The organism is Scytonema hofmannii PCC 7110, from assembly GCF_000346485.2.
GTDB lineage: Bacteria > Cyanobacteriota > Cyanobacteriia > Cyanobacteriales > Nostocaceae > Scytonema > Scytonema hofmannii.
On sequence record NZ_KQ976354.1, the window covers coordinates 5,822,610 to 5,835,970 of the forward strand.

A 13,361-nucleotide genomic window follows, 5' to 3' on the forward strand; every position below is an offset into this window, starting at 1 on the left:
CAAACATTGCCGGAGTTCGCAATGCTTTTTCTGAAGCCGCCACCCCAATGACTCGTTCTAGTAAGATCGTTTAAAACCTTTGCAAATTATCATGAAATATGGATAATAAATTTTAATGAGGTCAAAAATATGACACACTCTTCACCCGAAAGAATTGTCAGACGTGGGAGAGTATTTCCGGAAATTCAATGGACTCCAGCACAAAAAGCTCAAGAAAAAGCCAGAAGACAAGAATTTTATGAGCGTTGTTGGGTGATTTTTGAGCGTTTAAAACCAGAAATACTAGATAAATACTATGGTTGGTATATTGCCATTGAACCTGATAGTGGTGATTATTTTATCGATCGGGATCAAGAGGTAGCAAGTAAAATGGCCAGAGAAAAATATCCTAATGTGATTCATCATATTTTTGGCATTAATGAAACAGGAGTTAGTGGCAGAATATGATTGAGGGGAGATTTGGAGATGAAGGTCAAGTTTACTTTGAAATTGATTTAATTGGAGGGGATAACTTCAGCTTTCCTGTAGAAACAATGTTAGATACAGGATTTACTGAATTTTTAGCTATGAACAAACAAGATGTACAAAGTCTTGATTGGTCTTTTTTGCGCCAAAATAAATTAAGAACTGCTCAAGGAGAAACTGAATTTGATGTTTATAGTGGTAGGGTAATAATAGATAGTCAAGAGTGGGAAATTCCTGTCTTTGCTGGAGATGAAATCTAGGAAGTTTTACTAGGTTCTCAATGGCTGAAATTATTTATATTAGTCGTTAATTATAGTCAAAATATAGTAACTTTAGAGTTAATTTAATCAATTTATTCTCGAACTATGTCACTCATCGCACTACCACTATTTATAGCGTTTTCTGGGCTGCTGAGGTACAAATTTATCTGCGTCCGTCTGCTACAGGCTGCGGTTAATTATTTCTTCGGTGTACCTCACGAGTGTGGGAATCGCTATAAACAATCTACCGTTTTACAGATACCAGCATCCTCACGAAAAACAATACCTGCCTTCTGACTCTTCTTCGTGCCATTCAGTCTAAAACCCGAAGGCGGTAAAACCACCATCGACGGCAATGCATTGTCCAGTGATGTAAGCTGCTCCTGGCATACATAAAAATGCAACCAATCCAGCGATATCTTCAGGTTTGCCAATACGACTCATAGGAGTTTTTGCTAACACGGATTTCAAAAAGGTCGGATCGCTTAGCAAAGTCTCTGTTAAAGGAGTTTGGATAAACCAAGGCGCAACGGTGTTAACCCGAATTCCATCACCTGCCCATTCCACTGCTAATGAACGAGTCAGTTGCACGAGGGCGGCTTTTGTCATAGCGTAAGGAGCACCTGTACGAATAGCAGTTAATCCGGCGACAGAGCCAACATTGACAATGCTACTATCCTTGCTGGCTTTCAGCAACGGATAAGTGAGTTGACAAAGTTCAAAGACCGATTCGAGATTGGTTTGGAAGATCGATGCATATTCTTGTGATGAATAATCCACTGCTTTCTTCCGAATGTTAGTGCCAACGTTATTGACGAGAATATCGAGTTCTTCGCCAAACGCAGATTTAATGTGGCTGAGAACGGTTTGGCGACCTTCTGTAGTAGCTACATCTGCTGCAATGCCGCTTGCTTTCCAATTGTGCGATCGCCAAGATTCTAATACCTGCTCCATTGTTACTCCATTGCGGGCTACAATCGTTACCTCAGCACCCAAAGCTAGGAACTCTTCGGCAATCGCTCGCCCAATTCCTTTTGTTGCTCCTGTAATTAGAGCTTTCTTTCCAGTCAGTGTCCAGCGATCGCTCATGGTTTTCTTCTTCCTATATAAACAGATTGTACAATTTTCTCAAACTGTTGAATAATTCTACGAACCAGCATTACGGAGATCCGTGGCAGTAATGCCCTCTAGCGCCAACCCATAACCGATTCCCTCACTGACCAATCGCTTAAGTCGTTGGGTCAGAGCAACGCGAGTGTAGCGTAAGTTGAGAGTAGGTGGTTTAGCAAGCTGTTTTGCCTGTTCCCAAGCCCGTTCCAAGAGTCGAGCTGAGGGCAACACTTCGTTCACAACACCCAGTTCGTCGGCTTGTTGGGCGGTTAGCATCTCTTGAGTCAACAGGAAATAACGTCCGCGAGATGGTCCTAGTACCAAAGGTCACAGGATATGCACGCTATCGCCCGGTACAATACCTGCATTCAGGTGAGGCATATCCTGGAATACTGCATTCTCAGAAGCCAGAACGATGTCAGTCGTGAGGATATATTCGGTGTGCAGCAAGGCAGAACCGTTGACGGCACTGATGACAGGCACTTCAATATCCAGCAGGTTTTGCAAAACTTTTTTGCCTTCCCAATACGTTTTGTCCCATTCACGGGGATTAGTGACATCACCCAAACTTTGAAAGTCAATTTGTGCCATCCAGGAGTCGCCTGTGCCTGTTAAAATCACCACTCGATTATCGCGATCGCCCTTGGCGCAAGCCGTACCCGGCTTATCGCGACTAATATCGTAGAAGGCATCAGGAAATTCCCGGTGGGTTTTACCTGTGAATACCAAAGGTCCTCCATTAGTGTGCATCCGTACTTCCAAAATCCCGTTTTCGTCTCGGTAGAAGTGCAAGTTTTCATACCGATTGAAGTAAGCTGGTTGTTCTTTGAGGCGAATAACTCAACAGCTGTGCGTAAGGTAGTTTTGTCACGCTCGACCTCAGCTATAATCACCTGAGTGCGCTGCCACCAAAAATTCGACAACTGCCAAACTTGAAAGAACTAGATCTGAGTGGAAACCCAGTCAAATAAAATAAACTAGATTTATTTTGCATAAGTATACTTCTCAGTTACCTATTCAATAAGGAAGGTCTTTTGCTAACTTTCTGGTAGTTTCATATTGTATCTACTATGTCATATCAAGTTCAGGTGATTACTTATAATAAAATTTATCAACGCTGGTTGGGCATATCATGGAGAAACCCAACATAAGCTAAGAATTGATGTTGGGTTTCGTTCCTCAAACGCCACTGCACTCAACTGGTGGACACATGAGCACTTTTTGTGACTCCCCAACCTACATATATTATGAGTGCTTCACCGAACCTGATATCAGTGGGTAAATCATCAAACTAGCAGTTACCACCAAAAACCCAAAGTCACTAAATTGAGTAGAGAGCGTGTTTATGACTGAGGCAGAACTACTAGAGGTAATAGAACAAGCCGCAACAGAAGGAGTGACAGAACTCGACCTCTGTGGCAAAGGGTTAACGGTTCTACCACCTGAGATAGGAAAACTGACTCAACTCAAAAAACTGATTCTCGGCAAATATCGGTATAGAGAAGAGGGTGGGCAAGTCGGTATCATTAGTAACAATTTATGTGCTTTACCTGGGGAAATTGGACAGCTTTGTCAACTTGAAGAACTTCAGATAGTTGGTAATCGTCTCGAAAGTTTGCCACCAGAATTCGGACAACTCACTAGCCTGCGATCGCTCAATCTCGAAGGTAATCAACTGAGGGAACTGCCACCAGAAATAGTCCAACTCACCAACTTGCAATCGCTAGACCTTTGGAACAATCAACTGAGCGGGCTACCACCAGAAACAGTCCAACTTACCAACTTGCAATCGCTATACCTTGGTGGTAATCAACTGAGTGGGCTACCACTAGAAATAATCCAACTCACCAACTTGCAATCGCTATACCTCGGTGGTAATCAACTGAGCGAGCTGCCACCAGAATTCGGATGCCTCACCAACTTACGATCGCTAGACCTTAGTTTTAACAGACTGAGAACGCTACCACCAGAATTCGGATGCCTCACCAACTTGCAATCCCTAGATCTCAGTACCAATCAAATGAGCGAACTGCCACCAGAATTCGGACGTCTCGCCAATTTGCAATCGCTCAACCTCTATAATAATCAACTGAGTGCGTTACCATTAGAATTCGGACGCCTCACCAACTTGCGATCGCTAAATCTTTGGAGCAATCAACTGAGTGCGCTGCCATCAGAATTCGGACATCTCACCAACTTGCGATCGCTATACCTCTGTTATAATCAACTAAGTGCGCTGCCACCAGAATTCGGACGCCTCACCAACTTGCAATTGCTAGACCTCATTTCTAATCAACTGAGTGCGCTGCCACCAGAAATTCGACAACTGCCAAACCTAGAAAAACTCGATCTCCGTGGGAACCCACTTCCGATCCCCCCTGAGATTTTGGGGCGAAAGGAAAGCTGGGAAGAACCTGGTGATGTCGATGAAATTCTTAATTTCTATTTCCGCGTACAAGAAAATCCCAACGAAACCGAACCCCTTTATGAAGCCAAATTCTTAATTGTTGGTGAAGGCGGTGCTGGCAAAACCTCCCTCGCTAAAAAAATTGAAGACGAAAACTATCAACTCCAATCCGATGAAAAATCAACCGAAGGTATTGACGTAATTCAGTGGCGTTTTAAACATAACGGTCACGATTTTCGCGTTAATATTTGGGACTTTGGCGGTCAAGAAATTTACCACCAAACCCACCAGTTTTTCCTCACCAAACGTTCTCTCTATGCCTTAGTTGCTGATACTCGCAAAGAAAACACTGACTTTTACTGGTGGCTGAAAATTGTTGAACTCTTGAGCGACAACAGCCCCATTCTGATTATCAAAAATGAAAAACAAGACCGTCAGTGTGAAGTTAACGAGCGCTCTTTGCGAGGAGAATTTACCAATCTCAAAGAGGTTTTGGCAACTAACTTAGCTGATAATCGCGGTTTAACAGAGATCAAAGATGCCATTGAGCAATACATCAGCAGGCTACCTCATGTTGGTACACCTTTGCCTAAACTTTGGGTGAGAGTCCGTTCTGCTTTAGAAAACTATTCCCGCAACTACATTAGTTTTGAAGAATATCGACAACTTTGCCGACTTAATAACTTAACTGACCGTGAAGAGATGCTACAGCTGAGTCGGTATCTACACGATCTAGGTGTATTCCTGCACTTTCAAGACGATCCTACACTGAAACACTATGTCATTCTTAAACCAGAATGGGGTACAACTGCCGTCTACAAAGTATTAGATAATGAAACCGTCAAGAAAAATTTGGGGTGTTTTACACAGGAGGATCTCGAACATATCTGGGAAGATCCAGGATACACCGATATGCTCCATGAACTGCTCCATCTCATGATGCGGTTCAAACTGTGCTACCCAATTGCCCATCTTCCCGACAACTATATTGCACCGCAATTACTCGATATCAACCAACCCGATTACACCTGGGACGATACCAACAATCTAATTTTACGCTACGAATACGAGTTCATGCCTAAGGGGATGCTGACCCGCTTCATTGTGGAGATACACCCTTGGATTGAAGAACAAAAACTTGTTTGGAGAAGCGGCGTTATTCTCAATAAAGACCAAACACGTGCCGAAATTATTGAAAACTACAATCAAAAAGAAATAAAAATCCGTGTCACAGGAAATCGCAAGAAAGAATTGCTGGCTGTTGTCACTCACGAATTCGACAAAATTCATCAATCTTTTGAACGTTTGCAGTATGACACTCTTGTTCCTTGCAACTGCGTGGAATGTCAAGGAAGCCAACAACCTCATTCCTACCCTCTAGATAACTTGCACAAACGCTTGAAAGCTAATCGGTATCAAATTGAGTGCGAGAAGAGCTATGAAATGGTTGATATTCGCAGGCTAATTGATGATGTCAATCTGCAACAACTGGGATCGGAACAGGAACTTAATGACAAATCTGTACAATTACAACAGGAATTGTCTCAGGAAAGAGATAAATCCTTTCAAAATCAAGACGTGATTCGCCAACAACGCAAAAAATTACATTCTGCTTTCATCAGTGCTTTTCCAGAACAGTCATTGCTCGAACAATTGTTATATTACGATCTAGATAAAAACTTAAATGAAATCACTCAAGAGAGTAATCTCAATACAATCATTTTTAAATTAATACAAACAGCCGAATCTCAGGGATGGCTTTTAGACCTAGTTCGGGTTGCGTATGAATCAAATCCTGGAAACTCAGAGTTAAAAGCTATTGCTCAAGAATTGTGAAAAGACATAGGAGTAAAAAACAATGTAAAGACAACACAAGGTCATCAGAACGTGCTCAGAAGCGCCAGTTTTAGCCCAGATGGAAAGAAAGCGCATCGTGACCGCATCACAGGACAAGACTGCGAAAATTTGGGATTTGAAAGGACAAGCGATCGCCACCCTCTCTGGTCAATTAACGAGATAGAAATATTATTACTTGATGTGGTTACAAATAACCTCTCAGCAAAACAACTTTATCTATCACTTGGGTTTCAAATATGTCGAATAGAGAAAATGGCATATAAGTTCAATCATCAATATTGTGATGTGGAAATTATGTCTTTACAGATTAAATCGCTTCATTCGTAACAATAGGCACAAAGTAGGAATGCAATACGGCTTCAGCCGTTAGATGTTCGTGTTAAAATTATACATGAAAAACGTTGGGAGTAGTCAAAGTGAAATTCAACCAAAAACTAGCAATTGCCGCTCTTGGTATTACCTTAATATTTGCTAGCATAGAAGCCAACCGCAACTCAGTTGCATCGGGAACTGACCAAACCAGGACTCAGCAGTGTTCGGTGTGTTCTTTGGGTGGATTGGGAGTGCTGTGCTTGTCTTCTCTATTCCTAAAAAGTCGGAGAAATAAGAAACTGCCCCAACTGAATGTGAAGGATAAGTCTCTACAACTTGGGCAGCACGAGATAGGCTAGAAACAGAGTCATGAGGAAAATCTGATGCAAGCCTACAAACTCAAGGGAAAAATTGACAATACAGGTAACTTAGTGATTACCGAAACAGTGAAAATACCACCTGGTGAGGTGGAAGTGATTGTATTACAGGTGGCAACTTCGATAGAAAAAGCCGCCCAGTCAGAATCACAAATATCCAAAAGACCCACCAAAATCAAAGCTCTACAAAGTTGGTTTGAAAAGACACAACCAGCTACGCCTGATTTTGACCCAGATGAAGCAAGATGGGAAGCTTTAAAGGAGAAACATAACCTGTGAAAGTTCTCCTTGACACTAACATTATTGTAGATGTTGCTCTTGAGCAAGAACCTTTTTTTACCAATAGCGAGACAGTTTTATCACTTGTTGAGCAAAGGCAAATCCAAGGTTACATTTCAGCATCTTCGTTTGGTGACCTTTTCTACATTATCCGCAAACAAAAGGGTCGAGATTTAGCCATTGAGTTCTTGAGAGAAATCATCACCTTTTGTCAAATCGCCACAGTAGAGAGTACCACAATCAATATGGCACTAACTGTTAATTTCAGAGATTTTGAAGACGCTATTCAATACAGCACTGCAGTCCTTAATCACTTAGATGCAATTATCACTCGCAACCCGTCTGATTTTCCGGTAACTGTTCCACGAATAATTACCCCCGAACAATTAATCCACGAATTCAGCAATCCTGATTCCTAAAAAGTCGGAAAAAGTAAGAATCTGCCTCTGTAGCAATTCCTTTGTTAGAGGACGAGTGTTGGTAGTTCACTGCTTTGTTAAGCAACCATACCTATATGGGCTGCGACGATATGCCAAGTTCCGCTAGGAGAGACAGCCCAAACCCGCGTGAAACGAAAGTCACCATTTGCAGGGCTGCCATTATAACTACCAGACAATTGCATGCGGACTGATACGATCGCTACCTCTCCATGAAGTTGAATATGCTGCTCAGAAGGTGTCAGTTCGTGAATCTTAATCAAACCAGATTCGTGAGCAGCGAGATCGTCTTGTTTCCCCAATAATTCCCCCAGATGACTTGTGATGATAATTTCGGGGGCTAGTAGTTCATTCAAGGCGCTTACATCAGAAGCAAGCATCGCCAGTCTGAGCTGTTCTTCGGCGTTGATAATCTGAGTTTCAACTGTTTTATTCATATATTCCTAAATATCAACAAACTTGCCAAGCGACCTCACCGCTACAGAAATGTCGCAGCTATCCCAGCATATATTCAGTAGACCGAAAACTTTGATATATGATGAAAAATTCATGCCGAATAAAAACAACTATAGGACTCCTATTTGATTTTTGAAATACACGTAGGTAGGGCTAAAGCCCACCACGTAAGCTTTTGTGCGGCATAGCCCTACCTACGGACTGGTATGTAGCGATTGAACCTGACAGTGGTGATTATTTTCTTGATGCTAATAAAGAAGTTGCCCAAAATCAGGCTCGCTCCAAACATCCATCCAGGTTAATTTATACTTTTCAGTTAAATAATTAGGATACTCCCCAATACTGCTCCGATAAGCGAAAATTAGAACCCCGGTTTCGCACTTATTTACCGGGGTTCTGGCACCTTGACTATCGTTAACCGAGTAGTATTGGGATACTCCCTTACTCCCTTGCTCTTTGCGTCTTTGCGGTTAATAATTTTTACAATAGAGACTAAGCATGGCTAGTTTCCACAAAGAAACCAAGTTTTTGAGATTAATGTACTGGCGCTCTAGCAGTATATAAATACTTAATAAAACATTACCCCGTGGGGTACTTTCAGAGCCTAAAAGACTTTTCTATAATAGAATCAGGACTTACGCATTGACAAATGAGACAATAAATGCAGTAATAAAAAACCGAAAAACATCGGCGATGCCTACGGCGAGCTACGCCTACGCTAGTCCGTAGGAGACTGGAAAGATGGATAATTTATCTTGTCTCGATTGAGGGTATGGGCAATTAGAGTAACTACCAAGCCATCCACGGCCAAATGCGATTTAAACACTTACACTCTGTTTTTACTGGCGGAATCGAAATATCCAGGCTGCACACGTTTAGCAGAAATCATGGAAGATTTGTCTCATGATAGTGTCAACAGATTTTTGTTACGTGAGCAGTATGAACCATTAGATTTGTTTAATGAAGTTAAGCCGCATATCAATTTGGTAGGTGGCACATTAAGTGGAGACGATACGGTAATTGACAAGGCTCATAGTGAAAAATTAACAGAGTTAATTGGTTATTTTTATTCGGGACGGCATCATCGTACAGTCAAAGGAATTCAGCTAATTACCTTGTATTACACCGATGTGTCGGGTAAGTCTGTACCAGTAAATTATCGCATTTATAACAAACAAGATGGTAAAACAAAAAATGACTACTTACGAGAAATGATTACTGAGGTTTTGGAGTGGGGATTGGAGCCAAAGATAGTGACTACTGATGCTTGGTATTCCAGTCAGAAAAACTTGAAGTTCCTAAAAAACCAGGAATTAGGGTTTTTAACTGGGATAGCTAAAAATCGTTCCTGTTCAGTCGATGGTAAAAATTTTATCCAAGTCCAAAATCTAGAAATTCCCGAAACTGGTTTAATAGTGTATCTGAAAAAGTTTGGGCAAGTGAAAGTATTTCGGAGAGATTTCAAAAACGAAGCTCACAGATATTACATCATGTATGTACCTGACCTCGATGCACTTTTTTCAATATCTATGGCAGAGTTTAAAGAATTACATTCAATTCATTGGGGAATTGAATGCTACCATCGAGCTATTAAACAAGTGTGTGGAATTGAGCGATTTATGGTGAGGACATCTGCGGCAATTAGAACTCACTTTTTTAGTGCTATCCGCGCCTTTACCCAATTAGAATTAATGAGAATAGAAGAGTTAATTGAAAACTGGTACGAAGTCCAGAGAAATTTGTCTCTTCACGTAGCTCGTGACTTCATTCTAGAACACCTTAAACAACAGGTAGGCTTGAATGCACATAGTCAATTTTCTGTCAATGCGTAAGTCCTGAGAATATAGACAATTGCAACTTTATAGAGATTTTTCCTCATCCGCCTAAATTTTACTTAACAGTTTTTCATACCCAAATTCACATTTTTTTGATAATATGCTTGCATTAGATAGCAAAGAAGGAGTTAGTTAAATGTTGTCTAGTGACAACATTTAATTAGAGAAATTTGAAAAAAGAATGTGAAAATAAGGCTAGGTAAGGCTTTCTCAATTCAAAATCTAAAATGGTGTTGGATGTAAATCAAACTAAATAAAAATTGAGGTAATGAAACATGACCCTCCAAGCGCTGAAAACAACAGATTTGATGCATATGTCCCAAGCCGAACTGGACGAATTGTACAAGAACAGTTCTATAGGAACAATACCTGAAGGTAACGGCAAGGGTACAGTAATCACCATCGGTGGATTCGGATTAGGACCAGTTCTTTCATTGCTGATTAGGTTAATTGCTTGGCAAGGAAAAGTCTTTTATGGCGATCGCGAGTCTTTGCTAAATAAGCTTACCCCCTTTAGAATCAGGTTAGTCAAAGCAGAAGTCTACAAAGGTGAAAGCTGGCTTTGCGATGGAGAATCTATTATCTTGGACTACTCCAAAACCTCCTTTGTTGCCCAAAAAATTAGAGACGAAATCCGAGAGGTAGCACCTGGCATTTATTTAGGTAATGCCTACTGGGGAAAAACACGGCTATTAAACTTCATCCTTGAATTCTAGAAACACTTCATATCAGAACCAAGCTGAGCGAACTTATGACACATCAAGTTGCGCTGACAATAATCGCAAAAATTAAGCAGGAAAAAATGGAAGACCTCAAGCAATTGCTGGGGTCAATTAACAAAGATATTCAAGGAAATAAAATAATTCCCTTCCTACAGTTTGACACGATTCACTTTGCACGGTTCGTCATTTTGGAAGAGTCAAAAGACCTTGATGGCAATACACTCCAACCAAGTTTGATATTTTCCAGCTGCATTGATGCACCATTGGACAAGCATTTCAACCAACTTGTTGATGTCGCAGGGGATGGGCTGGATCAAATCTACGATCGCTGTGAAGGATATCCGGCTGTGGGCGATCGCACTCACCAAAGCCGTCTCAATTTTCTCCAGGCTCATCAAGTAAAAGTCCAAGCCTTCTACGTCAATACTATTGGTCGAACTTTACAGCAAATTAAGCAAGAAGCCGAACTCCGGGACAAAATTGAAGATTTTCTAGATCGACAACAAGCAAAAAGCTTCTCGGACTGGGATGCTAAAGAAGTCCATAGAGCAATCCAGGAATTTGTCAAAGGGGAAAGCTCACTCAGTTGGGCGCAGTTCCTAGCAGCACGACCCAATTTATTATGGCAGGTGAAAGAAACGCTCCATTTTATCTTCGGTCTTCTGCTAATCCTCACCCTATCTCTTTTGTTCCTACCGTTCTCTCCTATATTCTTTATAATTCTGCGCTACAAGGAAGAACAGGATGCACAGCAGGATAATCTAAAACTCAATACAGGTAAGCCAAGAAGCGAACTTGCTATTCGTGAAGACCATGTTGTGCAAAACCAATTCAGCGCTGTTGGTTATATCAAACCAGGGCTGTTCCGACAAATTACGGTCAGGGTACTTCTATGGCTTGTCAATTTTGCTTCCCGTCATATCTTCAACAATGGCAATCTTGCTGGTGTTGATGCACTTAATTTAGATGGCGTAGACACCATCCACTTTGCCCGATGGATCGTTATTGACGAGGGACGGCGCGTGTTATTTATGAGCAACTATGATGGCAGCTTGGAAAGCTACATGGATGACTTTATTAACAAAGTTGCTTGGGGTTTAAATGCCGTATTTAGCAATGGAGTCGGGTATCCCAAAACTCGTTGGCTCATTTTAGATGGTGCTAAGGATGAACAAGCGTTTAAAGCATTTATACGCCAGCACCAAGTTGTGACACAGGTTTGGTATCCCGCCTACTCCCAACTCACAGCCGTCAACCTGAGTAATAACGCGCAGATTCGTGCAGGGCTTTTTAAGAATTTGAACCAACAACAAAGGTTGGAGTGGCTGCGTCGATTGTAAGCCAAATCTTAGCTCAGCAAACTTATTTTTAAGGACTATTTACACTATGCACCCCCTCAAACTTAAGGATATTCAAGGAATTATTATACGGGGTTACTCTAATTTAAGAGCCGCTTGTTTTGTATTGCTTGAGATTCAAAATGCTAAAGCTACAAAACAGTGGCTGCTGACATTGAGCAATAGTCTTCAGAATGGTGAAGAACGACCATCGAAGACTTGCTTGAATATTGCCTTCACCTATGAAGGACTAAAAGCGTTGGGTGTCGATAAACACACACTTAGTACATTCTCTAATGAGTTTAAAGAAGGTATGGTCACTTCCCATCGCAGTCGTTTTCTTGGCGATCGCGAAGAAAGTGCGCCTGAATTGTGGGAATGGGGCGGTCCAAATACAGCAACAGTACACATCCTTCTTATGCTGTATGCAAGTGATGAAGCGGCTCTTTTGGAGTTGTACGAATTTCATGCCAAAAACTTTGCAGGCGGTGCTGTGCAAATGAATAAGCTAGAAACTTTTTTCCCTAAGGATGAAGAGGATGTACGTCGAGAACATTTTGGCTTCCGAGACGGTATCTCGCAACCAATCATTGAAGGGCTGAGCAGAGTTGGCTCGCCAGAGAACACGATCAAAGCAGGAGAATTTATTCTCGGCTACCCCAATGAGTATGGGTTGTATACAGAAAGACCGATGGTGAAAGCCCAACAAGATCCGCAGGGTATCTTACCTAACGATATCGAAGGTTCTGGAGACCGCGATTTGGGTCAAAATGGTAGTTACCTCGTTTTTCGACAACTGAGTCAGAGGGTTCAGGAATTCTGGCGTTTTCTGGATGACGCAACTAAAGAAAGTAATGGTCAGAGTAACCCCAATGCTCAGATCGAGCTGGCGTCGAAAATGGTCGGACGTTGGCCTGACGGCGCACCTTTGGTGAAAACACCAGATCGGGATGAACCAGCACTGGCCAATGATAACGACTTTGATTACCATCACACAGATCCTCACGGTTTTAAGTGTCCTTTGAGCGCACACATTCGCCGCTCCAATCCCCGTGATTCGCTAGACCCTGCTCCAGGTACAGAAAAGTCAATTGCTATCAATAAGAGACACCGGATTCTACGTAGAGGTCGCAGCTATGGGATGCCAATTGCTGCATCTATGAATCCGCGAGATATTTTAAACGCCGAAGTCTCTGGAGAACGAGGTATGCATTTTATCTGTATAAACGCTAACATTGGTCGGCAGTTTGAGTTCGTTCAGCAGACCTGGATCAACAATCCAAAATTCAGTGGATTGTACAGCGATACCGATGCTTTAATTGGCGATCGCAACCTTGAAGGAATCGAAGCAACAGTCACCTTTACAGAACAGTCTATGCCAGTTAGAAAGCGCATAATTGGTCTCCCCAGATTTGTTGTGGTTCGGGGAGGTGCCTACTTTTTCTTACCAAGCATCAGTGCGTTTCGGTACTTAGCATCTATGTAAATAGCTTGGCAAAAATTTCAA

Annotated in this window: 12 protein-coding genes and 3 pseudogenes; 12 read left to right on the forward strand and 3 right to left on the reverse strand. The window is 41.8% G+C overall.

Features of this window, described 5'->3' with window-relative positions; translation table 11 throughout:
- The first annotated feature begins 129 nt into the window (after nt 1–129).
- Together WA1_RS24175 and WA1_RS24180 are read left to right on the forward strand one after the other, a co-directional pair.
- Complete coding sequence (locus WA1_RS24175; RefSeq protein WP_017739962.1) at nt 130–447, forward strand: hypothetical protein; 318 nt, start codon at nt 130–132, stop codon at nt 445–447.
- Nucleotides 444–812: pseudogene (locus tag WA1_RS24180) on the forward strand (aspartyl protease). Before WA1_RS24175 ends, WA1_RS24180 begins: the two are co-directional and overlap by 4 nt.
- 231 nt (nt 813–1,043) lie before the next feature.
- On the opposite strand, the gene WA1_RS24185 reads toward WA1_RS24180, so the two are convergent.
- Nucleotides 1,044–1,814 (reverse strand): SDR family oxidoreductase, encoded by a 771-nt coding sequence (locus tag WA1_RS24185; RefSeq protein WP_017739960.1) that lies wholly within the window; start codon nt 1,812–1,814, stop codon nt 1,044–1,046.
- Nucleotides 1,815–1,871: 57 nt separating this feature from the next.
- Nucleotides 1,872–2,585, reverse strand: a pseudogene (locus WA1_RS24190) (enoyl-CoA hydratase/isomerase family protein).
- 131 nt (nt 2,586–2,716) lie between these two features.
- Between WA1_RS24190 and WA1_RS53155 the strand changes: the two are divergent.
- The 6 genes and pseudogenes from WA1_RS53155 to WA1_RS24210 all read left to right on the forward strand — a co-directional run.
- Nucleotides 2,717–2,806, forward strand: a pseudogene (locus WA1_RS53155) (leucine-rich repeat domain-containing protein); the annotation flags it as partial.
- 374 nt (nt 2,807–3,180) lie between these two features.
- Nucleotides 3,181–6,078 carry a COR domain-containing protein gene (locus tag WA1_RS24195; protein WP_017739957.1) on the forward strand — a complete coding sequence of 966 codons (2,898 nt, stop codon included), beginning with the start codon at nt 3,181–3,183 and terminating at the stop codon, nt 6,076–6,078.
- Between the two features lie 51 nt (nt 6,079–6,129).
- Nucleotides 6,130–6,426 (forward strand): GNAT family N-acetyltransferase, encoded by a 297-nt coding sequence (locus tag WA1_RS60155; protein WP_272819212.1) that lies wholly within the window; start codon nt 6,130–6,132, stop codon nt 6,424–6,426.
- 89 nt (nt 6,427–6,515) lie between these two features.
- Nucleotides 6,516–6,770 carry a hypothetical protein gene (locus WA1_RS24200; protein WP_017739956.1) on the forward strand — a complete coding sequence of 85 codons (255 nt, stop codon included), beginning with the start codon at nt 6,516–6,518 and terminating at the stop codon, nt 6,768–6,770.
- A 24-nt stretch (nt 6,771–6,794) separates the two neighbouring features.
- Nucleotides 6,795–7,067 (forward strand): hypothetical protein, encoded by a 273-nt coding sequence (locus WA1_RS24205; RefSeq protein WP_017739955.1) that lies wholly within the window; start codon nt 6,795–6,797, stop codon nt 7,065–7,067.
- Nucleotides 7,064–7,486, forward strand: coding sequence for a type II toxin-antitoxin system VapC family toxin (locus WA1_RS24210; protein WP_017739954.1), 423 nt, complete (start codon nt 7,064–7,066; stop codon nt 7,484–7,486). Before WA1_RS24205 ends, WA1_RS24210 begins: the two co-directional genes overlap by 4 nt.
- A 77-nt stretch (nt 7,487–7,563) precedes the next feature.
- On the opposite strand, the gene WA1_RS24215 is transcribed toward WA1_RS24210, so the two are convergent.
- On the reverse strand, nt 7,564–7,941 hold the full coding sequence (locus WA1_RS24215) for a nuclear transport factor 2 family protein (protein WP_017739953.1): 378 nt from the start codon (nt 7,939–7,941) through the stop codon (nt 7,564–7,566).
- Between the two features lie 798 nt (nt 7,942–8,739).
- Between WA1_RS24215 and WA1_RS24220 the strand changes: the two genes are divergently transcribed.
- The 4 genes from WA1_RS24220 (at nt 8,740) to WA1_RS24235 (ending at nt 13,340) form a co-directional block, all read left to right on the forward strand.
- Nucleotides 8,740–9,792, forward strand: a complete 1,053-nt coding sequence (locus WA1_RS24220; RefSeq protein ID WP_066613377.1) for an IS701 family transposase — start codon at nt 8,740–8,742, stop codon at nt 9,790–9,792.
- 278 nt (nt 9,793–10,070) lie between these two features.
- A complete protein-coding gene (locus WA1_RS24225) occupies nt 10,071–10,511 on the forward strand; it encodes a hypothetical protein (protein WP_017739952.1) in 441 nt (146 codons plus the stop codon).
- 35 nt (nt 10,512–10,546) lie between these two features.
- Entirely contained in the window at nt 10,547–11,857 is a 1,311-nt protein-coding gene (locus WA1_RS24230; protein ID WP_017739951.1) for a hypothetical protein, read from the forward strand.
- Between the two features lie 46 nt (nt 11,858–11,903).
- Nucleotides 11,904–13,340, forward strand: coding sequence for a Dyp-type peroxidase (locus WA1_RS24235; protein ID WP_017739950.1), 1,437 nt, complete (start codon nt 11,904–11,906; stop codon nt 13,338–13,340).
- The last annotated feature ends 21 nt before the right edge of the window (nt 13,341–13,361 follow it).

Excerpts from the sequence above, each read along its gene's own strand:
- WA1_RS24175 (WP_017739962.1), top strand. The coding sequence starts at position 130 with ATGACACACTCTTCACCCGAAAGAATTGTCAGACGTGGGAGAGTATTT.
- WA1_RS24185 (WP_017739960.1), bottom strand. The coding sequence starts at position 1,814 with ATGAGCGATCGCTGGACACTGACTGGAAAGAAAGCTCTAATTACAGGA.
- WA1_RS24195 (WP_017739957.1), top strand. The coding sequence starts at position 3,181 with ATGACTGAGGCAGAACTACTAGAGGTAATAGAACAAGCCGCAACAGAA.
- WA1_RS24205 (WP_017739955.1), top strand. The coding sequence starts at position 6,795 with ATGCAAGCCTACAAACTCAAGGGAAAAATTGACAATACAGGTAACTTA.
- WA1_RS24215 (WP_017739953.1), bottom strand. The coding sequence starts at position 7,941 with ATGAATAAAACAGTTGAAACTCAGATTATCAACGCCGAAGAACAGCTC.
- WA1_RS24225 (WP_017739952.1), top strand. The coding sequence starts at position 10,071 with ATGACCCTCCAAGCGCTGAAAACAACAGATTTGATGCATATGTCCCAA.
- WA1_RS24230 (WP_017739951.1), top strand. The coding sequence starts at position 10,547 with ATGACACATCAAGTTGCGCTGACAATAATCGCAAAAATTAAGCAGGAA.
- WA1_RS24235 (WP_017739950.1), top strand. The coding sequence starts at position 11,904 with ATGCACCCCCTCAAACTTAAGGATATTCAAGGAATTATTATACGGGGT.